The organism is Psychrobacter sp. KFRI-CH2-11, from assembly GCF_038239325.1.
Classification (GTDB): domain Bacteria; phylum Pseudomonadota; class Gammaproteobacteria; order Pseudomonadales; family Moraxellaceae; genus Psychrobacter; species Psychrobacter celer.
Genome location: NZ_CP151283.1, coordinates 1,721,501 through 1,742,467 on the forward strand (window position 1 = coordinate 1,721,501; position 20,967 = coordinate 1,742,467).

Sequence of the window (20,967 nt, forward strand, 5' to 3'; positions counted from 1 at the left end):
GTAATGAAATAAAAAACATAAAAATAATAGTAGAGCAGCTAAGAACACTGCTCATTTAGATGGTACTCATCAATCTTTGCGACGCGCGGCTATTAATCGCCGCCACCGATACTGGCCATCAAGTCTGCTTGGTGCTCACGCAGTAGCGCATCAAGTAGCTCATCTAAATCGCCTTCCATGATGGAATCGAGCTTATAGAGAGTTAGGTTGATGCGGTGGTCGGTCATACGCCCTTGCGGGAAGTTATAGGTGCGGATACGCTCACTACGATCGCCGCTACCGACGAGGTCACGGCGCATCTCATCTGCCGTATCGACCTGTGCTTGTACTTTGGCCTGCTGAATACGTGAGATCAGCATTTGCATCGCTTTTGCGCGGTTTTTGTGCTGACTACGCTCTTGCTGACACTCTGCCACCACGCCTGTCGGTATGTGCGTTAAGCGCACCGCTGAGTCGGTGGTGTTGACGTGCTGACCACCTGCGCCACTTGAGCGATACGTGTCCATCTTGATATCAGCAGGATTGATATCTACTGTATCATCAATCTCAACTTCTGGCATGACAGCCACCGTACACGCAGAGGTGTGGACACGGCCTTGGCTTTCTGTTTCTGGTACACGTTGGACACGATGCGCGCCTGACTCAAACTTTAGGCGCCCATAGACGCCGGTGCCTGAGACACGGGTGATGATTTCTTTGTAGCCGCCGTGCTCGCCCTCATTTGCCGATAGCACCTCAACAGTCCAGCCTTGGTTTTGGGCATACTTTTGGTACATACGGAACAAGTCACCAGAGAAAATCGCCGCTTCATCGCCGCCCGTCCCAGCGCGAATCTCCAAAAAGGCTGGCACCTTATCATTCGGGTCTTTGGGCAGCATCATGACGTTGAGCGCTTCTTCCATCTCAGCGATGGTTTCACGAGCGCTGTCGATCTCATCGATCAGCATCTCTTTCATGTCAGGATCAGTGGCATCAGCCAGCATCGCCTCAGCATCTGCTTGATCGGTTTCTGCACGCCCATAGTTCTGCCATAACGTGGTGATGTCCATCAAGTCACTATGCTCAACAGACAGCTCACGAAATTTATTATTGTCACTGATGACACTAGGATCGGATAATAAGGCGGTGACCTCTTCATAACGGTCTACCATCTGGTCTAAACGCAGGCGTAAGGATTCTTTCATAAAAGGACTTTTAATCAAATGAGGGGAATAAGAGAGTGATTATAGCAAATTTTTCCGTTTAAATTAAAACCTGTCAGCAATCTGCCTATTATACTCATAAATTACCGCCTGTGCGGCCGAGCAGAAGTGATAGAAATCAACAGCTTGATACCATATCCTACTGACATAAAAAAATAGCCAAGATTGCTCTTAGCTATTTTTTGTTGTTGTCGGTAGTGAACAACAGGTAACAGCAACTATCAGCCGCCGTGCTAGCGGTATCGCTGCCGTCTATACCTTGCGCACCAGCACCGAGCCGATCGAGTAACCTGCGCCAAATGAGCAAATTACACCCAAATCACCTGATGCCAGCTTGTCTTTGTAGCGATGGAAGACAATCATCGGACTGGCTGAGCTGGTATTGGCAAACTCATCGATGACGCTTGGCACAATGGCTTTGTCCGCGTCACGCCCCACTACCGTGCGCAAGATAAGATCTAGCATATTGGCATTGGCTTGGTGCAGCCACATCATCTTAATGTCGCTTGCTTGTAGCTCGTTGTCATGCAGGTGCTCAGTGATAATCTCTGATACCTTTGGACAGACCTCACGGAACACTTTACGACCGTTTTGTAAAAACAGCTTATCCGTGACAGGCTCTTTGATATCAGGATACATCTCAGTCTGCGCTGCCAAAAACTCGGAGCGATCCATAAAGCCGTACTCGTTTTTGATGTTGGTCGAAAACTGAGTAAACAGTTTTGAGTTGATAATCTCATAACCTTTAGGCGTCTCTAGCTCTTCGACGATAGACGCCGTCGCCACATCACCAAAGATAAAATGACTATCACGGTTGCGCCAGTTTAAATGCGCTGAGGTAATCTCGACGTTTACCACAGCCACACGTTTGGCCAGACCTGAGATGATAGAACCGTGGGCTTGTGATAACCCAAACGTCGCGGCACTACAAGCAACGTTCATATCGTAAGCAAAACCGCCTACCATGCCGATTTCGTTCTGAATCTCGATGGCGACTGCCGGATACGTGCGCTGAAAGTTTGAGCAAGCAAGGATGATACCGTCCAAGTCGTTAGGCTCTAACCCTGCGTCCGCTAAAGCGTCTTTTAGTGCGGCGGCGCCCATCTCAGCCATGACTGATAGCTCTTCGCCAAGCTGACGATAAGGAATCACAGGTGCCATGATTTCAGGATCTAAGATCCCGTCTTTTTCCATGACATAGCGTGATTTGATGCCAGATACTTTTTCGATAAACGCAGCTGAGGAAGGCTGCAGTGCGGTCACAGTCTCTGCTGCGATCTCGTCAGCATGCTCGTTGTTGTAGTTTTCGACATACTGGTTAAATGAAGCCACCAGCTCTTCATTGCTGATGCTATAAGGAGGAACGTATAGGCCGGTGCCCGTGATACAAGTCGTCATAATAAGCTTCCTTGTCTACTGCGGTAGTGCTTGGATAAGCGTAAAAGTGAAAATAAGGATGTTTTGATTTCGGTGAATAACTGTAAACTTAAAATCAGAGCCTTTATTATGCCTGAATATTATTATTTTTCTAATACTTTGTTACAAATAATGCATTTGTGACGAAAAATAAGCAAAGACGGCCTTTATTTGTGGGCATCTACGCTATAATTACGAGGCTCAGGGCGTGATATGCGACTATTGAGCGCTCGCAAACAGTCAAAGCGTTTATATTTAGGAATACTAATGGTAGAGATTTTTAACTGGTTGTTTGGACAATACGCTGACTACTCCGCTCTATTTATCGCTTTAGAGCTGATTGCGGTGGTATTTGGCGTAGCCAGCGTCATGCTCGCCAGCAAAACCAACATCCTTGTTTTCCCCATCGGCCTGATTAGTACCGCCATATTTGTCTACCTCCTATGGAAGTGGCAGCTGTTTGGCGATATGTTTATCAATGCTTATTATACCGTAATGAGCCTATACGGCTGGATTAATTGGTCAAAAAACAAAGCAAACAACACCGTTTCAGACCATATCAACCCTACCAGCCAGCAAGACCGCGCGCTCAAGGAGGCTGAGAGCGCCATTCAAGTTGAGCGGCTAAGCGCAAAAGATTTGCCCATATTAGCGAGTCTGGCCGCTGCCACCATGGCCTTTGTGGCACTGGTGTATTACTTTCGCCCCGTGATAAACAATGGCTTTAGCTTTGAGGGTACTGTGCTGGGACTACAGTTATTTACGTGGGTCGACTACACCGACATGCTGACCACGGCGCTGTTTTTGATGGCGATGTGGCTGATGGCACGGCGCAAAATTGAGCACTGGCTATTGTGGATCGTCGCCGATGCCATCTCCGTACCGCTATACTTTTATAAAGGTCTCACCTTTACTGCACTACAATACGTAGTCTTCACTCTGATCGCAATCTGGGCTTATTATGAATGGCAACAACGCTATCGCAAACAACCTCAAACAGCATACGCCTAAATCCGTCATCAATGTCGCAGTATTGGGTGCTGAAAGCACTGGCAAGACCACGTTGTGCCGAGATCTGGCGGCGCATTTTGCCAGTCCTTGGGTGCCAGAGTATATGCGCACTTACCTACAAGCCAAATGGGATAACGAGCAGCTGACCTGTACGTGGGAGGATTTATTGCCTATCGCGCAAGGTCAGATTGAGTTAGAAAACAAACGCGCAATGCAAGCGGCACAGCTACCTGCCGGCCAGCGTTATGTGTTCTGTGATACCAGCTTGTTTGAGCTGATGGTTTATTCAAACTGGTACTATGGCGACTGCCCTCTTGCCCTAACTCAAGCGGCACTGGCGCATCATTATGACTTGATACTACTGACTGAGGTTGATACGCCGTGGGTCGCCGACGACTTGCGCGATGCGCCGCATGAGCGTGAAGAGATTAGTGCCTACTTTGCGGATCAGCTTAGTATCCATCACAAGTCATTTAGACGTATTGGTGGTGATAGGCAAGCTCGTGTTATGCAGGTAGTAGAGTGGTTAAACAATTTTGATTATGTGTAATTTTTTTGCTTAGGCTATTTTAATAAAAGCAATGACTGGTATTCCTTATCTGACAATCTGGCTATTGAGCGCTTTTGCCCAGTTTTTGCAGTTGTTCTGACAGCGCGAGCATATTTGATCAGGGTTTGTGATATGCTCGATATAACCGCAGTACATGCAAGCATAATGCACGCCTGACTCCACCTGCTCAACTGGCTGATACTGCTTAGGAAAAAGCGGCATACCGTAGCCTGTTTGCTCAGGTGGGTATAATAAGACGCTAAAATTGCCATCGGTTTCTAGGGCGTGTCCCTAATTCAGTTTGCAATGAATCATAGTACAAGCTAGATACAGCATAGACTTATAATTACGAGCCAATTTCTCGTATCGAGTCGCAATACTACGGAACTGCTTTAGCCTTGCAAACGTGTTTTCAACTAAGTGTCGTAGCTTATATAAATAATGATCAAACGCTACATCTGGTTGTTTAGCATTTCTTCTTTTAGGGATGACAGGGCTTATGTTGTCTTGCTTTAGCCTGTTTCTAATGGTTTCAGAATCATAAGCTTTATCAGCAATGAAGTAGGTCGCATCCGTTAACATCTCTATGATGTCATCTACCGCTTGGCTGTCGTGGACGTCACCCCCAGTGATTTTAAAATCAATCGGGTTTCCATGCGAGTCGACGGCGAGATGTATCTTGGTGGTTGTTCCACCTCGAGATTTTCCAGTGGCTCGAAGCTCTCCTCGTCTGGCGCCGCTTGAATGCTGATGACAGCGGATGTAGCTTCCGTCTGCGAATACCCATTCTTCATCAATACTTGCTCGTAGGTCAAAAAAAATTGCTCCCATAAGCCTTTTTTTGACAACCTGTTAAATCGATTATAGGCGGTTTTCCATGGACATAGCTCACTCGGTATATCACGCCATGGGGCTCCTGTACGAAGTTTCCACAATATGGCTTCCATAACTTGTCTGTCGTTTTTCCAAGTATGACAGCCATGAGCTTTCATGGTACTTTGGAGTTGTTCCCATGTATTATCATTGAGCACTGTTCTTGCCATAATTTAGAGAGCCATGTGGTAAATAGTCTCTTTATTTTAAAGGCTTTATACTTGCTTTTCCAGATTAGGGACACGCCCTAGCAGGCCGGTACGCACTTGCCCCAGATGCTCCACGCCCTGCTGACGCATCTCAGCAAAAAACTCATCGTGCGACATCTTGCCTTTTTTGATTTTATCGAGCACCAGCATCCCATCTTCTACGATATACAGCGATTTTCCTTCTAGCAAATTTTCAAACGGCTGAAACTTCATCATCGCCCACGTACACAAGCGATACAGCAAGATGACGGTACTCATTATCAGCACCGCTTGGATGATCGGTAAATCCTCAGTAAACATCGGGTCGCCAGCGATAGAGCCTAATGACAAAATGATAGTCAGCTCAAATATAGACAACTGACGGACGCCGCGCTTACCCGTAAAGCGCAAGAACGTAATAATCAGTACAAACATCACCGTCACACGTACCAATATCTCTAGGACAAATGCCCACGTGGTATCATGAATAAAAATACTCGCCCAATCCATAAATGGTTCCTTGTTGTTATTTTTAATAACGCTCTATTTCATGCAAAACTTGCGTCAATCACTGTAGGAATTATTTTTGAAAGCCACGTTTTATACCATAGTCGCGTTAATTGCGTTTGCCGCAAACTCTTTATTTTGTAGGATGGCGCTGGCGGAGGGCTATATCGATGCTTGGAGCTTCACCACCCTTCGCCTGCTGAGTGCCGCGATGAGCTTGGCGGTGGTGATGTCGGTGCACACCTACTGGCTGCATCAGCAAAAACCACGTCAACAAATGTCACGTCAAAAAAACCTACATCTAAATACCGCGACTGATGACGCTATTTTACAAGATAAAGGTAGCTGGATAAGTAGCATCAGCCTGGTGGTTTATGCGCTGTGTTTTTCGATTGCATATACAGCATTAGATACAGGCACAGGCGCGCTGATTTTGTTTTCGGCAGTACAGCTGACGATGATTGGCTGGGGGATTTATCAAAAAGAGCAGCTAAGCGCGTGGCAGTGGTTGGCGTTTATCGTCGCTGTGGCGGGGTTTGTATACTTGATGTTGCCATCAGCCACCGTGCCCTCACCCACCGCGGCGATACTCATGGCCATCAGCGGCGGCGCTTGGGGCATATATAGCATACGAGGCAAGTCTTGCGTCTCACCGCTGCGCGCAACAGGGTTTAACTTCATCAGAAGCTTGGTGGCCGTCCCAGTCCTCCTTATCATCTCGCTGACAGCCCTTAGCACCTTTGGCATACCAAACGTCCGTCTCGATCACATTAGTATCAAAGGCATCTTATTGGCCTGCGCGTCGGGAGCGTTTGCCTCGGGACTGGGCTATAGTATCTGGTATATGGCCATGCCACTATTAAAAAACTCCCAAGCCGCAGTCGTACAGCTCTGCACCCCTATCCTAGCGGCGATATTAGGCATGGTGTTTTTATCCGAGCAGCTGACGCTCAACTTTCTGATCGCCAGTATAGTCATCTTAGGGGCGGTACTGGTATTTATCTTAAATAAAAAAACAGTGTAAACAAAAAACCAAATGTCACTCAATCACTTAACCGATCAGGACTTAGCAAATCACGAAAAAGACAGAAATAATTACCTTAGTAAACTCTAACCACAACACGAAATTACATTTGAGCATGTATCATATTGCTCAGTATAACAACTCACATTCACTTACCAACTTGAGGAATATCGTTTATGAAAAAGTTACTTGCTGTTGCTCCTTTTGCCGTTTTGTTAGCCGCTTGTGCGACCAACGCTCCGACCACCACCGCTCCAACCACTGCTGCCAAGCCAGTCGTTCAGTCATTCACCTGTGAAGACAACGGCATGATTACTGCCGCCTATGCAGCAGACGGTCAAGCGGCCAACCTAAACATCACCTTGCCAAAAGTAGGTCTACAAGACGCAAAAATCACGCTAGAGCAGGCAGTATCAGGCTCTGGCGCACGTTATGTGAACAATGTAAACCCAAAGACCACCTATGACTGGCAGACCAAAGCAGACTTTGGCATCATGACCATTACCTCAGACAATGGTCAACAGTATCAAGTAAACTGCCAACTATAGTTATCGACTATAAATAATGATGAGAGTCAGTAGTAAAGCTACTGGCTCTTTTTTATTGTACCAACCGCAATCTAGACAATCCCAATGTTGAGAGACAATGACTGATACCTGACATCCACGCCCTAAAAAAACGTGGCTTTACGGTGCTTTTTGATAAAAATGATTGACTTCTCTTATATATTCGATATATAACATATAATATATTCTAATTAATAAATATATTGCGATGCGTCTATTACGTATCCATCAGAATATATGGGAGGCTCCTATGATTCATTTAAGCTACACTATCAAATGCTGGGCATTGGGCGTTGCTTTTTTTGTCGGTTTTTACTTTATGGTGCTGCTAAGTGATCCCAGTTTTAGTAAATATGTCTATATACTGGCCCTGAGTACCGTACTTTTTCCCATTGCCAAACGGGCCGTCGATGCAATGATGAATTTTTTTGCCCCAAACACTGAGCTGTTTAATGGTTTGTTACCTTCATTGCTGATTAACATCGTGATTTGGATATTTACCCCATTTATCGTAGCACTCGCAGTCATTGCCTTTATTTTGCATAGTATGGGCGTACTGACAGAAAATATCGGTCATTAGCCTAACGTAGTGATGAGGATGTCCATTATGCCGACCTACCCATCACCTTGCATCGTAAAACCCTCAAGATTTACCTCTCGAGATAAATGATAACCAAAAATTTTTGTTCAATTATGCATAATGTAATAAATATTCATTATTAATCCGAGAATAAAACGCCTACTCTGTAATGTTGCCCACGATGATTCTCAAATGTGCTATAAATACGATTTGTTTTTATAAAAATAAGAGATGATTCACATATGAGTCAGGGCTTTTACTGAAGGAGTTTTATTAAATGTCTACCGCCACTCGCCAAGAATACGACCTATTGGGTCAACGTGATGTCCCTGCTGATGCTTACTACGGCATCCAAACCCTACGCGCTTTTGAAAACTTTACCGTCAGTGGTGTGCGCTTGCATCAGTTTTCGCCGTTTATCCGTGCTTTTGCGACGGTAAAAAAGGCCGCCGCCATTGCCAATAATAAAGTCGACGTACTAAACGATACGGTCAAAGACGCAATCGTTGCTGCCTGTGATGACCTAATAGCCGACAAATATCATGACCAGTTTATCGTTGATATGTTTCAAGGGGGCGCTGGCACCTCAACCAACATGAACGTCAATGAGGTGATTGCTAACCGTGCCTTGGAGATTTTAGGTTATGAAAAAGGCCAATATCAGCATGTACACCCAAACAATCACGTCAACCTATCACAATCAACCAACGACGCCTATCCAACCGCACTCAATGTGGCACTAGATGAGTACTGCACAAACCTGCTCGATAAAATGGCGTTGCTCCACCAAAGCTTGATAAACAAAAGCATCGAGCTTGCTGACAAGCTAAAAATGGGGCGTACTCACTTGCAAGATGCAGTGCCGATGACGGCAGGGCAAGAGTTTAATGCCTTTGCCACGATGATCAAAAAAGAGATGCAGCGTATCGAGTCAACGCGCGCTTTGTTTCACGAGATCAACATGGGTGGTACGGCGATTGGTACTGGGCTAAATGCGCCTGCTGGCTACTCAGATCTGTGCGCTGAGACTTTAACAGAGCTCACTGGTAGACCATATTACATCGCAGAGGATTTGATCGAATCCACGCAAGATACCAGTGCTTATGTCGCTTTATCTGGCAACCTGCGTCTGTTTGCTGCTCGTTTATCCAAGATCGCTCATGATTTACGTTTGCAGTCATCAGGGCCACGTGCGGGGCTGGCGCAATATCGTCTGCCTGAGATGCAACCTGGCAGCTCAATCATGCCAGGCAAAGTCAATCCTGTGATTCCAGAGGTGGTCAACCAAGCATGTTTTCACGTCATGGGCGTCGATAGCGCGATTGTAATGGCATCAGAGAACGCTCAGCTACAGCTCAACGTCTTTGAGCCAGTGATTGCCTTTAACCTATTTACCGGTATGAGCATGATGACCAATATTTGTGAGATGTTTGCGACCCGCTGTATCGATGGCATCATCATGAATAACGACACCTGTAGCGGACAAGTATTTAATAACATCGGTCTGGTCACCGCACTAAATCCGCACTTAGGCTATGAGTCCTCTACGTATGTGGCCAGAAAAGCCCAAGAGACTGGCGGTAGTGTCTATGATATCGTCTTAGAAGAAAAGCTGATGGACAAAGAGACCTTGGATAATTTACTGTCTCCTGCCAACATGGTGTACCCAAAGGCTAAGTTCGCGCCATAATAAGTTTTTATAAAGTAAAAGGCTGGATTAGCGCTTGCTAGTCCAGCCTTTTTTATTGTTTAAAAAACAGATAGGGTTTATTTTTAATGGGTTCAATTATATATGGTCAATTTACCCTAAAAATGACATAGCACTTTATCTCATTTTTATCACCATCTTTTGAATGAAAGCACACCCTAGTATGAGTGAGACAGCAATTTACTAACTCACCTTGTCCCACAACTTACTCAGGCGTTTCGGTGATACCGCCATACGCGTTTTCATCGGCTGAGCAAAGAGCTGGATACGATACTCCTCGACCATCCAGCGATATTCACTGATGGCCGCATCGCTGGCACGGTTTGCCAGTCGCTCCATGTGCACATCGAGCGCATAGACACCGTCGAGATCCGCCTCGAGGTTGTGCTCCAGACGTTCGATACGAATCTCTAGCGCCTCTAGATAGCGCGGATACTGCTGCCACTGACTGTAATCCATCCGATAAACAAAATCAGACAAATGCAAATCCTCAAGCTGGTCTTCGATATCATCGATAGACTCGCCAAATATCTCCCGATCCAGCATGAGTAAGCTCTGACGAATACGTTGCCAGCGCGTATAGACGTTTTTGAGGGTTTTGATGACACTCTGACCCGTCAATAAAAAGTTGCTAACCACGGCATCGAGCGTCTTTGCATACTCATCTGTGGTAAAGGGTAGCTCTTCGCTCAGTTCAATTGCCACATCGTCGGCGCTCTCAGGCAAATCCTCACTATGATCAAATAAGACATAATGCTCCTCAAGCGTGGCATCAAGTGTCGCATCAATCACGATGGTCTTTAGGGCTTCCATATCACCCAGCGGGGCAAAGGCCAATTTAAATATCTTATCGATTTGACTGGTCAGCTGCTTTCTTTTGGCACCCAGCTTGCCTTTGATCAAAGTCAAAACCCCGATACGATGCGCCTGCAGTGCCGCATTTACATCGGTGTATTGATGAATCGATACTGCCTCGCCCGCCTCATCTGCGACCAAGGCAGCAAACTGCTTCATTACCACGCCTGCGCTATGATGGTTTTTACTAAAGGCAAAGTGCTCAGGGAAATCCGTGTGTGCGCCTTGCTGCTCATTGACCGCTTGACGGGTCTCTTGAGCATGACGAATCTGTAGCGTCTGTAGGTCGCGGCCTTTTTCGATGATGCGGTTTTTGTCATCGACCACACAGATTTGTGGCTGCAAATAACGATCAATGCTGGCCGGATTAAAGCTCGCTTCGCTCACAGACATAATGCCGCGGCGGTGCAGCGCTTGGCATAGCTGCTTGAGTAACCCTTGTCCGCCCTCGGGCTGCAGCTCATCAAAGAGACTGTCTGCCGTGTCAGGAATCGGTACGATCTGCCGGCGGATGTCTTTTGGCAATGACTTGAGCAATTGTAATACTAACTCGTAGCGCCAACCGGGCACGCCCCACAGCAGCTCAATGGCATCAAGCTGCGGCAATGCGACAAGCGGTACGCGAATGGTCACGCCATCGTCATCGCTTGATGGATCAAAGACATAACGTAGCGGCAGCTTTAAATCACCCAGCTTCCACACTTCTGGGAAGTCGCCTGTGGTCGGCGCTTGGCTGTTGAGCACGTCATCATCGGTAAAAAACAGATATTTACTATCGTTTTTTTCTACCTCAGCGCGCCAGTCCTCAAAGGCTTTGCGACTAGCGACATGCTCGGGGATTTTTTTGTCATAAAACTGATACAGCGCCTCTTCATCGACGAGTAAATCGCGGCGACGCAATTTGTCTTCAATACGCTCAACATGAGCGATTTTGTCCATATTGTGCTGCAAAAACGGCGCTTGCCGACCCAAGTTACCAGTTACTAAACCATCACGGATAAATATCTCCCGCGACTCTGCCAAGTTGACCTGCTCGTAGTTGGTTAGCTGCTTACTGATGATAATAAGCCCAAACAAACTAATCTGCGCATAAGCTTTGACACAGCCTGTTTTCTTGGACCAATGCGGCTCAAAGTAATGATACTTTAATAAGTTGCCCGCCGCGGAGATGATCCACTCAGGTTCAATCTTGGCAACGGTACGCATAAACACTTGCGAAGTCTCAACCATCTCAAAAGCCATGACCCAAGGCGGTACTTGTTTAAACACAGTACTGGCTGGGAAGATTTTGGCTTTTTGCTGACGCGCTGCTAAATACTCACCGCGATTATCTGTTTTATGAGCGATAGTCGAGAGCAGCCCCGTCAATAGTGCGCGATGTAAATTGGCATATTTGACCGCTTTGACTTCCTCATCTTCTACACTGGTAGGGTCACTACTACTAGCCCCTTTTTTACCACCTTTCTCATCTGCAAGATTAAGGTCCGTAACCATCTGCAGCAACTGCCGATGAGTCTGACTCCATTCACGCACGCGCGGGAAGCTCAGATAATGTTTTTTGGCAAACTGTTTGCGCTGATTACCAGACAATTTATTGCCGTCTGCATCCTTTTCAAACAGCGCTTTCCATAGACTTAAATAAAACAAAAAGTCGGAGTCATCTTGACGAAACTCAGCATGCTTTTGATCCGCCTGCTGACGCTTGTTGGCGGGGCGCTCGCGCGGGTCTTGTACGGCAAGGGCGGCGACAACGATGAGCATTTCACGGATACAATCAAAGTCGCTACCTGCCACCAGCATACGCGCCAGCCTTGGATCGATTGGCATACGTGCCATTTTTTGCCCAGTCGGCGTTAGACGCAGCTGAGTAAGGCCCTTGGAGCGCTTGGCAGGGCTGGGTGCTTTGTCGCTTTTAGAGGTAATCGCGCCTAGCTCATCGAGCAGTTTATGCCCATCGGTGACCAAACGGCTATCTGGCGGCTCGATAAAAGCAAAATCATCGACGCTACCCAGGCGCAGGTTGGCCATCTGCAAAATCACGGAAGCAAGGTTGGTGCGTAGTATCTCAGGCTCGGTAAACTCTGGACGACCGCTAAAGTCCTCCTCAGAATACAGACGAATACAAACGCCTGGCGCGACACGGCCACAGCGGCCTTTACGCTGATTGGCAGCCGCTTGCGAGATGGCTTCGATCGGCAGGCGCTGGACGCGTGAGCGATACGAATAACGCGAAATCCGCGCAAACCCTAAGTCTATCACGTAGCGAATGCCGGGTACGGTCAGTGCAGTCTCAGCGACGTTGGTAGCAATCACAATACGTCTACCGCGACCTGACGGCTGAAAGATACGCTGCTGCTCTTCATAAGTCTGCCGTGCAAACAGTGGCAACACTTCGGTGTGCTTGGGTCCATGACGCTCAAGCACATCTTGCAGCTCACGAATCTCCGCTTCTGTCGCCGCAAATATCAAGATATCTGCTTGGTCGGCATGACCTTTATTTTGCGCATCGCTAAAGCATTCTTCGACAGCAGCAACCACCGCACGCGGTAGATTTTCTTCAAAATCATCGTAGCTGTCGTCATCTGAGCTACCCACTGGCTCATCAGTCAGCGGGCGATAACGTACCTCAACAGGATAACTGCGGCCTTCGACATTAAAAATCGGTGCAGGAACATTACGCTTGAGCTTACTATCATAACGGCTAAAGTATTCACTAAAACGCTTGGTATCGAGGGTTGCTGAGGTAATAATGACTTTTAAATCAGGGCGTTTGGGTAGCAGTTTTTTTAGATAGCCCATGATAAAGTCAATGTTTAGACTACGCTCATGCGCCTCATCGATGATGATAGTATCGTATTTACTCAAAAACCGGTCATGACCGAGTTCGGCCAATAAGATACCATCAGTCATCAGCTTCACGACCGATTGCGCCGTACCCTGCTCATTAAAGCGAATCTTAAAACTGACGGTATGACCAAGCTGCTCGCCAAGCTCCTCAGCGATACGGTTGGCCACACTACGTGCTGCGAGCCTACGCGGTTGGGTATGCCCTATTTGCCCCGTGATGCCGCGCCCTGCCAGCATCGCAAGCTTCGGCAATTGCGTGGTTTTACCAGACCCTGTCTCACCTGCGACGATGATGACTTGGTTGTCAATGATGGCTTGCACGATGTCATCAGCGCGCTGACTGACAGGCAAATCTAGATTTAAGGTGGCTGGCAAATTGTCTGGGATACTATCGATACGCGCTTGCACCGCTTGCTGTGAGCGGGTTTTTATTTTTTCGTATTGCGCGCGTTTTTTGCTCAGAATGTCTGCCGCTTTAGGCAAGTCATTTTTGTGAGCGTTGCTATTGGCTGCTTTGTTTTTGGTCACAGCGGCTCGTGCCAGCTCGCGCTCCAAACGCCCAAGGTAGTAGCTGTCTTTTGCAAGGACGGGTAAATCAGAAGTATCGACTTGACTCATCGCACCGGTAGCGGCCTGCGCTGCTGTACTTTCGACATCAAATTGAGAGAGGCTGTTTGTTTGCGGTTTAGTATGTTGCGATTTTTTAGTTTGATTCGGCATATTTGCTTAGGCTATTTATTATTTAAAAGTGCTTAGATTATGAGGGTTATGCAGGTACGATTCAAGCGGCTTGTCGTACTTGCCTAGCCTTCAGAATAACTTACTCAATCTGCCGCTTGCCGATTATTGATACTATGTTGAGGTAAAAATTGTCTGTTGGCTACTGGACGCGCCAGCAAAAAAGGTATGTAGCCGCTGTAACGGCACTCTAGGAAAAGGCAGGTGCAACGACAGTATCAAGCGCTCAAACGCTACCATCTCATCGGCCAATGCCTGCGCGGTAGCAGGCTCAATTTGCAGGCTTTCATAAAGATTATCAATCAGCCAAGTCAATTGCGGAAAGCTGGCATTATCATGAATCTGATAGAGTGTCGGCACCAGATCATCAGGGATGTGACAGCGCGTCTTACGAATCATGCCGTTTTTATAATACATAGTTAAGGGCATATGATGGCACCTCTTTATTCGGTAATGTTATAAGCGATTAGACTTTGGTGCAGGTAGCTTTGTTTGGCTTATCGCTTTTGGCTTATGACTACTTGAGCTATTATTTGAGCCGTTATTTGAACCACTGTTTGATAAGCTATATTTGGACCAGTTTACTCTAAAAACACCTTGGCCACATCAGCCTTGTATAACACCTCTATAGTGAACTGACGATACAATATTCATCAATTATCACTGTTGTCCGGCCCTGCCGCATATATAAAAGCAAAAACCCGATATCCAATAGTCATGGAAGCATCGGGTTTCGTCTGTACTGGTATGTCTTAGTCGGACATCTTTGAGGCTATATTAAGAAAAAATACGCCCACAATCCAATAACGACGGTGGCAATGATGTTGAGTATTACCCCTGTGCGGACCATCTCAGACTGTTTGATCAACCCAGTACCGAAGACAATGGCGTTTGGCGGTGTCGCAACAGGCAGCATAAAGGCACAAGATGCGCCAATACCGATGACCAGCACCAGCACCTCATGCGGCAGACCCATTTGCTCAGCAATCGCTGCAAATACTGGCACAAGCAGCGCAGCTGACGCAGTGTTTGAGGCAAACTCGGTCAAAAAGATAATAAAGGCTGACACTGCAATCATCACCAAAATCAGCGGCGCAGAAGACAGCGCACTTGCCACCGTCTCACCCAGCACCAATGACGCGCCCGATACTTTTAAGATCGTCGATAGCGCAATACCGCCACCAAACAGCATGAGCACGCCCCAATCAGTATTATCCGAAACTTGCTTCCATGATACCAAACCCAGACTGACCACCGCGGCGGCCGCTGACAAAGCAATGATAGCATCGGTATCAGTGATATCGAGCGCTGCACCAATTTTTTTAGAAAATATCCAGCTAAAGGCAGTGATAATAAAGACGATAATCGTCACAACGCGCGGCTTGTTCCACGCGATTGGCGCTTCATCGAGTACAGTGATTGTGCGGTTGAGGTTGGGTTTTAAAAACACATACATCGCCCCCAAGAGCAGCGGCAACAACACCACCATCATGGGTACACCAAATTTCATCCAATCTACAAAGGCGATGTTGAGCGCTTTTGCCGCAATAGCATTAGGCGGCGAGCCCACGATAGTACCCAAGCCCCCAAGGCTGGCTGAGTATGCGATACCCAGCAGCACAAAAACAAAAGTGCCGCGGTCTTTTTCACGATCCACTTGCGTGAGAATACCCAGCGCCAGTGGCAGCATCATCGCCGCTGTAGCGGTATTAGATATCCACATCGACAAAAACGCGGTCACGGCAAATATCAAAAACACCGCCGTACTTAGCTTACCACCTGACATCGATAAAATCTTTAGGGCGATTTTTTTGTCTAACTGCTGTACATGTAAGGCGGCCGCCAGTGCAAAACCACCAAAAAACAAATAAATAGTCGGACTGGCAAAGCTTTGTAGGCCAATCTTGGCATCAAACTCAGGTATGCCAACCAGCGCCCCGACCACTACGACCAGCAAGGCGGTGATAGTCACGTGTACCGCCTCTGTCAGCCACAGCACACCGATAAAAAATAGCACCGCAAGGCCTTTATTGGCATTGACTTCAAAGGGTAACACGTTATAGATAATCATAGCGATAATGGCGGCGATGGCGACCACTATCAGCCCTTTACCCGTCCCCTTTGGAAAGGTATCGGTAAATAAATACTCGTTGCCATCATCAGGAAGATGGCTGTCTAGTTTTTGCTTTGACATAAAATGTCCTTATTGATCCAAAGACAGTGTAAAAAAAGACCCTAAAGATAAACCAAAGAGAGAGTATGAATTGTGATAACTGGCGCGTTATCAGAAAAAATAGGCTGTTATCATAGCAGATATATCGCAAAAAACGCGCCTGACAAAGCACTTGATTGACCTGTATCCATGCTCATTTATAAGAACGCTTTAAACTCAATTACTTATCGAAGCAACATTTTTTGCCATCGGTGGCGCTGCTAGCAAATACCGTTCTGCCAAGTAGCAAGGATCATGCGCTTTAGTTATCAGCCTTCATTTACAAATATTCAGTTACACATCGTCACTAAACACGCGTACACACCATATGTACAACACCACCATGCTCTTTCATACTAGGCCATGTCCTTAATCAAATTGACAGTAACTATTAGGAGCATTTCATGACAGATGACAATAAAACGGACTCGACCACAAAAATGGCTCGTAAAGATATCAATCAAGATGGCCTTGACCAAAAAGACCAGCAGCGTACCGATGACTCTGTCCTAGACATGATGCAAGGCATGCATGAGCACGAAGATCATAACGAAGAAAGCGATAAGTAATTCGCTGGTTTTTCAAATGTTTTTATAGTTTCAAGATAAGCGCATTGCCACTGACAACGCGCCATTAATGTATTGTTTGCTATAAGCGCTCATTATTATAATGAGCGCTTTTTTCGCTTATCTTTATTCTAAGTTATCTTTTCTCCGGCAAACGGTCTGAAACATAGTTATAAATAAACGCCGCGCTGAGCACGATGCTAATGGGCACAAACAGCGTATCATAACCGACCTTTGCAAATAAAAACGCCCCAAGCGCACTGCCACCACAAAAGCAGTACCAGATAACCGCTTGAAACCCTAAGGTAGGCTTGCTGATGGCACGACCTGCCAGCCAGTTTCCGATGGCCGCACCCATATCTGAGGTAAGACCTGTCAAATGAGTCGTGCGGATGACGGCCCCACTATAAGTCGCTACCATGGCATTTTGTAAGCCGCAGGCCATCGCTGCCGCCAGCTGCCCTAAGTAGTCATGCTGCTGATATAGCCAATAACTGAGTAGTAGTAGTGCCGCCTCGATATATAACGCGCGACCATAACGTCGCCCAAGCTTTAGGGACGTCTGCCCGATCACATAACCGCTCAATATCGCGCCTGCCAAAAACGACAGTAACAGCGCCCCGATATACAAGATACTACGGGCATCCATATAAGCGATTGCAGCGGCAAACAGGCTCACATTACCCGTGACGTGCGAGACAGAAAGACGTGCAAAGCCCATCAGCGCCGCTGTATTGACGCAACCGGCACTAAACGCTAAAATCGCGCCGCCCCACAATATCCACTTTGGTAGTTTGGTGATCATATTTATCGTTTCATGGCTTAGGGCCAAAAAGCCTTTATTATAACCAAAAAAGACAGCCCATAGGCTGCCTTCTGTCTTTGCTAAATAATATCACTGAATATGTCAGTTCATGCACTTATCTTGAGCGGCTACTTTGACTCATCAGCCATCATTAGCTGCTCGCTGATGGCCACGGTATTGAACCCAGCATCCACAAACATAATCTCACCGGTGATACCTGAAGCCCATGGTGATAGCAAGAACAACGCTGCGTTACCGACCTCTGTTTGGGTGATATTGCGTTGTAGCGGCGCTATTTTTTCGCTGATATCGAGCATTTTTCTAAAAGACTTGATGCCGCTGGCAGCCAGCGTACGGATAGGCCCTGCTGATATGGCGTTGACACGAATGCCTTCACCGCCCATCGATGTCGCTAGATAACGCACACTGGCCTCCAAGCTTGCCTTGGCCATCCCCATAACATTATAGTTTGGCAATACTGAGATACTACCTTCATAAGTCAGTGTCAGCATCGAGCCATGACGCATGGCTAGCAGCGACCGCGCCTCTTTGGCCAGTGCTACAAAACTGTAGCTTGAGATATCGTGCGCGATTTGACTGCCCTCACGAGTGGTGGCGCTAACAAAATCGCCGTCGAGCTGATCCATTGGCGCAAAGCCAATAGCATGTACGACGCCATCGATACCATCGCCCCAATGTGCGGTGATTTGCTCAAAGCAAGCGGCGATAGAGTCATCTGAGGCGACATCACACTCTAACACCAAGTCTGCCTCAAACGCTTCGGCAGCCATGTCTACCCGTTTTTTGATTTTCTCATTTGGATAAGTCAAAATCAATGAAGCGCCTTCACGGTGCAACGCTTCTGCGATCGCCCATGCGATAGAGAGTTTACTTGCGATGCCAGTTACGACAAATCGTTGTCCTTGCAGTAGCATAATATTTCCTTTTGAATCGTTCGAGAGTATAAATGCTCATTATAAGTATGATAAAAAGATGACTCATTATACACGAATTGATTTAAGTAAACAGTCGTAAACTGTACTTGCTGATACAGATGCTGGTATCCTCTATCTTATGGTGATGCCTGATATCGATAAAACGCGCAACTCTGGCCACAGCGGTATGAAGTTAAGCCTTTTTCAAGTATAATCACAGCCCTTCCCAGCTTGCACAATTTTTATAAAAATCCCTTACAACCCTTGCTTGTAATCGAGTGTTTGTAACTGAGGATTTAGCGTTAAGCTACACCCACATTTTGGATGGCTGCCAAACTTATGAGTAATACCCCCATCATCACTCCAGATTATAAAGAAAATATCGACTCTTATCGTCAATTGATTGACTCAACTGGCGAAGACTTAAATCGCCCAGGCTTACTAGACACGCCTGCACGAGCAGCAAAGGCGTTTTCTTATTTGACGCAAGGCTATCACCAAAGCTTAGAAGAAGTCGTCAATGACGCGGTGTTTCCATCGACCAATCGCGAGCTTGTATTGGTGCAAAACATCGAGTTTTACTCGCTGTGTGAGCATCATATGCTACCGTTTCATGGCGTGGCGCATATCGGTTATTTACCAAATGGTCATGTGCTGGGTCTGTCAAAGTTTGCGCGCATCGTCGATATGTTTGCTCGCCGCTTGCAAATCCAAGAAAACCTAAGCGAGCAAGTCGCCCAAACCATCATGGATGTGACAGGGTGTCGCGGGGTAGCTGTGGTAATGGATGCCTCGCATATGTGTATGATGATGCGCGGTGTCAACAAACAGCAGTCAACCACCCGTAGTACCGCCATGCTGGGTGAGTACCTTCACGACAATCAAGCACGTAATGAGTTTTTGGACGCGGTGCCCAAGCGTCGGCCTGCGTTTTAATGTCGCAAGCAATTAAGCCTAACATCTAAACCCAGATAAACGCCCAAACAAAACCCAAAAAGGATACTGCGCTCAGTATCCTTTTTTATCAGTTTTCGTCAGCCTTAGACGTTCGGCTTTACCTGAGCGATCCAATCGCCATAGCCTTCTTTTTTCATCTGCGCCAGCGGTATAAAACGCAGTGCCGCAGAGTTCATACAATAACGCTTACCTGTCGGCGCTGGACCATCATCAAAGACATGACCCACGTGCGAATCAGCATAACGGCTACGAATCTCGGTACGGGTACCAAATATGCCTCGGTCGGCTTTTTCTACGACAAGATCTGCCGCAAGTGGGCGAGTAAAACTGGGCCAGCCTGTGCCAGATTGGTACTTATCACGTGAAGAATACAACGGCTCGCCCGAGACCACATCGACATAAAGCCCAGGCGATTTATTATCCCAGTACTCATTGTCAAAGGCACGCTCGGTATCGTCTTTTTGGGTGACTTTATACTGCATGGCTGTGAGCGACTGTTTTAGCTGCTCTGTTGAGGGCTTTATAAAGGCTTTTGGATCAAAACCAGTAGCGGTGGTTTGTACTGGTGCCGTAGCCTCAGCCGCAGCAGCGCCACTGGTGTTTATACGTATGTCTGTCGCCTTTGTTTCTGTAGCGCTAGGCTTAAACTGATCAAAATCTAGCTCGTAGTCATCGCCATAGACGCTTTTGATAAACTGGTAGCGGCCAGAGTTGAAGGTATAAGCTTTGTAGCGGATTGGATTTTTTTTATAGTAGTCTTGATGGTAGGCTTCTGCAGGATAAAAATCGCTGGCTGCAACGATTTCGATCACGACAGGTTTGTCATAGACGCCAGAGGCTTGTAGCGACTGCTTAGCTGCTTTCGCTATCTGCTTTTCTTGCTCATTATGATAAAAAATTGCTGGACGATACTGCGTACCGCGATCGACGAATTGGCCTTTATCATCGGTAGGATCAGCGATACGCCATAAGGCTTGCACGATACCATTATAAGTGATTTTGGTAGGGTCATAATATACTTGTGCCGCTTCGGTATGGCCTGTGCCACCGGCTGATACCGTACTATAAGTGGGATTGGTCGATTGACCTCCTGTATATCCTGAGACCACCTCGATGACACCAGGTATTTTTTCGTAACCGGCTTCGACACACCAAAAGCACCCACCTGCAACCGTGGCCACTGCCAAGTTTGGATCAGTTGGGGCATAAGGATTATCAATAGAGCTGGCGTTTGGCGGGCTGGTATTTTCAGTCGCAGCGCACCCGACATAAAACGCACTGCTGGCGACGATGACCAGCCCTAACCATCTGATTGACGGCCTATTACTCACCAGTGATTGATCTGTCATAAAGTGCTCCTGAGCGTTATATCATGTCATGATTGTAACGCATTGGTCTCACACAAATATGCCTACACTGTTATTTAT

At 46.9% G+C, this 20,967-nt stretch carries 18 protein-coding genes and 1 pseudogene; 8 read left to right on the forward strand and 11 right to left on the reverse strand.

The features are described 5' to 3' along the window. Nucleotides 1-92: 92 nt before the first annotated feature. Nucleotides 93-1,184, reverse strand: coding sequence for a peptide chain release factor 1 (gene prfA / locus AADH33_RS07090; protein ID WP_075100875.1), 1,092 nt, complete (start codon nucleotides 1,182-1,184; stop codon nucleotides 93-95). 270 nt (nucleotides 1,185-1,454) lie between these two features. After that, the gene (locus tag AADH33_RS07095) at nucleotides 1,455-2,600 is read right to left on the reverse strand and encodes a beta-ketoacyl-ACP synthase III (protein WP_075100876.1); all 1,146 of its coding nucleotides are present in this window, start codon (nucleotides 2,598-2,600) and stop codon (nucleotides 1,455-1,457) included. A 285-nt stretch (nucleotides 2,601-2,885) separates the two neighbouring features. On the opposite strand from AADH33_RS07095, the gene pnuC reads away from it, so the two are divergent. After that, entirely contained in the window at nucleotides 2,886-3,629 is a 744-nt protein-coding gene (pnuC, locus tag AADH33_RS07100) for a nicotinamide riboside transporter PnuC (RefSeq protein WP_100749649.1), read from the forward strand. Further along, on the forward strand, nucleotides 3,580-4,179 hold the full coding sequence (locus AADH33_RS07105) for an AAA family ATPase (RefSeq protein ID WP_075100878.1): 600 nt from the start codon (nucleotides 3,580-3,582) through the stop codon (nucleotides 4,177-4,179). Before pnuC ends, AADH33_RS07105 begins: the two co-directional genes overlap by 50 nt. Before the next feature lie 45 nt (nucleotides 4,180-4,224). Here the strand turns inward: AADH33_RS07105 and AADH33_RS07110 are convergent, their stop codons facing one another. The 3 genes and pseudogenes from AADH33_RS07110 to AADH33_RS07120 all read right to left on the reverse strand — a co-directional run. Further along, nucleotides 4,225-4,401 carry a hypothetical protein gene (locus AADH33_RS07110; protein ID WP_348548423.1) on the reverse strand — a complete coding sequence of 59 codons (177 nt, stop codon included), beginning with the start codon at nucleotides 4,399-4,401 and terminating at the stop codon, nucleotides 4,225-4,227. A gap of 69 nt (nucleotides 4,402-4,470) precedes the next feature. Then, a protein-coding gene (locus tag AADH33_RS07115; RefSeq protein ID WP_198411581.1) for an IS5 family transposase occupies nucleotides 4,471-5,222 on the reverse strand; the annotation gives its coding sequence in 2 pieces (ribosomal slippage) (nucleotides 4,471-4,994 and nucleotides 4,994-5,222; 753 coding nt in all). A gap of 78 nt (nucleotides 5,223-5,300) precedes the next feature. After that, nucleotides 5,301-5,750, reverse strand: a pseudogene (locus AADH33_RS07120) (YetF domain-containing protein); the annotation flags it as partial. 76 nt (nucleotides 5,751-5,826) lie between these two features. Here AADH33_RS07120 and AADH33_RS07125 point away from each other — a divergent pair. The 4 genes from AADH33_RS07125 (at nucleotide 5,827) to AADH33_RS07140 (ending at nucleotide 9,607) form a co-directional block, all read left to right on the forward strand. Continuing rightward, a complete protein-coding gene (locus AADH33_RS07125; protein ID WP_348548424.1) occupies nucleotides 5,827-6,771 on the forward strand; it encodes a DMT family transporter in 945 nt (314 codons plus the stop codon). Nucleotides 6,772-6,947: 176 nt separating this feature from the next. Then, nucleotides 6,948-7,319 (forward strand): MliC family protein, encoded by a 372-nt coding sequence (locus AADH33_RS07130; RefSeq protein WP_348548425.1) that lies wholly within the window; start codon nucleotides 6,948-6,950, stop codon nucleotides 7,317-7,319. A gap of 268 nt (nucleotides 7,320-7,587) precedes the next feature. Beyond that, nucleotides 7,588-7,917 carry a hypothetical protein gene (locus AADH33_RS07135; RefSeq protein WP_274632171.1) on the forward strand — a complete coding sequence of 110 codons (330 nt, stop codon included), beginning with the start codon at nucleotides 7,588-7,590 and terminating at the stop codon, nucleotides 7,915-7,917. Nucleotides 7,918-8,194: 277 nt separating this feature from the next. Beyond that, entirely contained in the window at nucleotides 8,195-9,607 is a 1,413-nt protein-coding gene (locus AADH33_RS07140; protein WP_348548426.1) for an aspartate ammonia-lyase, read from the forward strand. A 201-nt stretch (nucleotides 9,608-9,808) separates the two neighbouring features. Here the strand turns inward: AADH33_RS07140 and hrpA are convergent, their stop codons facing one another. The 3 genes from hrpA to AADH33_RS07155 form a co-directional block, all read right to left on the reverse strand. Next, a complete protein-coding gene (gene hrpA / locus AADH33_RS07145; protein ID WP_348549968.1) occupies nucleotides 9,809-13,945 on the reverse strand; it encodes an ATP-dependent RNA helicase HrpA in 4,137 nt (1,378 codons plus the stop codon). Nucleotides 13,946-14,179: 234 nt separating this feature from the next. Beyond that, nucleotides 14,180-14,494: a hypothetical protein gene (locus AADH33_RS07150; protein WP_348548427.1), complete on the reverse strand. Its 315-nt coding sequence runs from the start codon at nucleotides 14,492-14,494 to the stop codon at nucleotides 14,180-14,182. A gap of 343 nt (nucleotides 14,495-14,837) precedes the next feature. Further along, on the reverse strand, nucleotides 14,838-16,259 hold the full coding sequence (locus AADH33_RS07155; RefSeq protein ID WP_207970225.1) for an SLC13 family permease: 1,422 nt from the start codon (nucleotides 16,257-16,259) through the stop codon (nucleotides 14,838-14,840). Between the two features lie 422 nt (nucleotides 16,260-16,681). On the opposite strand from AADH33_RS07155, the gene AADH33_RS07160 reads away from it, so the two are divergent. Continuing rightward, nucleotides 16,682-16,846, forward strand: a complete 165-nt coding sequence (locus tag AADH33_RS07160) for a hypothetical protein (RefSeq protein WP_172953094.1) — start codon at nucleotides 16,682-16,684, stop codon at nucleotides 16,844-16,846. A 133-nt stretch (nucleotides 16,847-16,979) separates the two neighbouring features. On the opposite strand, the gene AADH33_RS07165 is transcribed toward AADH33_RS07160, so the two are convergent. Together AADH33_RS07165 and AADH33_RS07170 are read right to left on the reverse strand one after the other, a co-directional pair. Further along, complete coding sequence (locus AADH33_RS07165) at nucleotides 16,980-17,648, reverse strand: YoaK family protein (RefSeq protein WP_100749655.1); 669 nt, start codon at nucleotides 17,646-17,648, stop codon at nucleotides 16,980-16,982. Between the two features lie 128 nt (nucleotides 17,649-17,776). Continuing rightward, nucleotides 17,777-18,583 (reverse strand): enoyl-ACP reductase FabI, encoded by an 807-nt coding sequence (locus AADH33_RS07170; protein ID WP_075100887.1) that lies wholly within the window; start codon nucleotides 18,581-18,583, stop codon nucleotides 17,777-17,779. A gap of 339 nt (nucleotides 18,584-18,922) precedes the next feature. Between AADH33_RS07170 and folE the strand changes: the two genes are divergently transcribed. Then, nucleotides 18,923-19,519: a GTP cyclohydrolase I FolE gene (gene folE, locus AADH33_RS07175; RefSeq protein ID WP_172953095.1), complete on the forward strand. Its 597-nt coding sequence runs from the start codon at nucleotides 18,923-18,925 to the stop codon at nucleotides 19,517-19,519. Between the two features lie 104 nt (nucleotides 19,520-19,623). On the opposite strand, the gene msrB is transcribed toward folE, so the two are convergent. After that, nucleotides 19,624-20,889: a peptide-methionine (R)-S-oxide reductase MsrB gene (gene msrB, locus AADH33_RS07180; RefSeq protein WP_348548428.1), complete on the reverse strand. Its 1,266-nt coding sequence runs from the start codon at nucleotides 20,887-20,889 to the stop codon at nucleotides 19,624-19,626. Nucleotides 20,890-20,967: the final 78 nt, after the last annotated feature.

Excerpts from the sequence above, each read along its gene's own strand:
- prfA (WP_075100875.1), bottom strand. The coding sequence starts at position 1,184 with ATGAAAGAATCCTTACGCCTGCGTTTAGACCAGATGGTAGACCGTTAT.
- AADH33_RS07095 (WP_075100876.1), bottom strand. The coding sequence starts at position 2,600 with ATGACGACTTGTATCACGGGCACCGGCCTATACGTTCCTCCTTATAGC.
- pnuC (WP_100749649.1), top strand. The coding sequence starts at position 2,886 with ATGGTAGAGATTTTTAACTGGTTGTTTGGACAATACGCTGACTACTCC.
- AADH33_RS07105 (WP_075100878.1), top strand. The coding sequence starts at position 3,580 with ATGAATGGCAACAACGCTATCGCAAACAACCTCAAACAGCATACGCCT.
- AADH33_RS07110 (WP_348548423.1), bottom strand. The coding sequence starts at position 4,401 with ATGCCGCTTTTTCCTAAGCAGTATCAGCCAGTTGAGCAGGTGGAGTCA.
- AADH33_RS07130 (WP_348548425.1), top strand. The coding sequence starts at position 6,948 with ATGAAAAAGTTACTTGCTGTTGCTCCTTTTGCCGTTTTGTTAGCCGCT.
- AADH33_RS07135 (WP_274632171.1), top strand. The coding sequence starts at position 7,588 with ATGATTCATTTAAGCTACACTATCAAATGCTGGGCATTGGGCGTTGCT.
- AADH33_RS07140 (WP_348548426.1), top strand. The coding sequence starts at position 8,195 with ATGTCTACCGCCACTCGCCAAGAATACGACCTATTGGGTCAACGTGAT.
- hrpA (WP_348549968.1), bottom strand. The coding sequence starts at position 13,945 with ATGAGTCAAGTCGATACTTCTGATTTACCCGTCCTTGCAAAAGACAGC.
- AADH33_RS07150 (WP_348548427.1), bottom strand. The coding sequence starts at position 14,494 with ATGCCCTTAACTATGTATTATAAAAACGGCATGATTCGTAAGACGCGC.
- AADH33_RS07155 (WP_207970225.1), bottom strand. The coding sequence starts at position 16,259 with ATGTCAAAGCAAAAACTAGACAGCCATCTTCCTGATGATGGCAACGAG.
- AADH33_RS07160 (WP_172953094.1), top strand. The coding sequence starts at position 16,682 with ATGACAGATGACAATAAAACGGACTCGACCACAAAAATGGCTCGTAAA.
- AADH33_RS07165 (WP_100749655.1), bottom strand. The coding sequence starts at position 17,648 with ATGATCACCAAACTACCAAAGTGGATATTGTGGGGCGGCGCGATTTTA.
- AADH33_RS07170 (WP_075100887.1), bottom strand. The coding sequence starts at position 18,583 with ATGCTACTGCAAGGACAACGATTTGTCGTAACTGGCATCGCAAGTAAA.
- folE (WP_172953095.1), top strand. The coding sequence starts at position 18,923 with ATGAGTAATACCCCCATCATCACTCCAGATTATAAAGAAAATATCGAC.
- msrB (WP_348548428.1), bottom strand. The coding sequence starts at position 20,889 with ATGACAGATCAATCACTGGTGAGTAATAGGCCGTCAATCAGATGGTTA.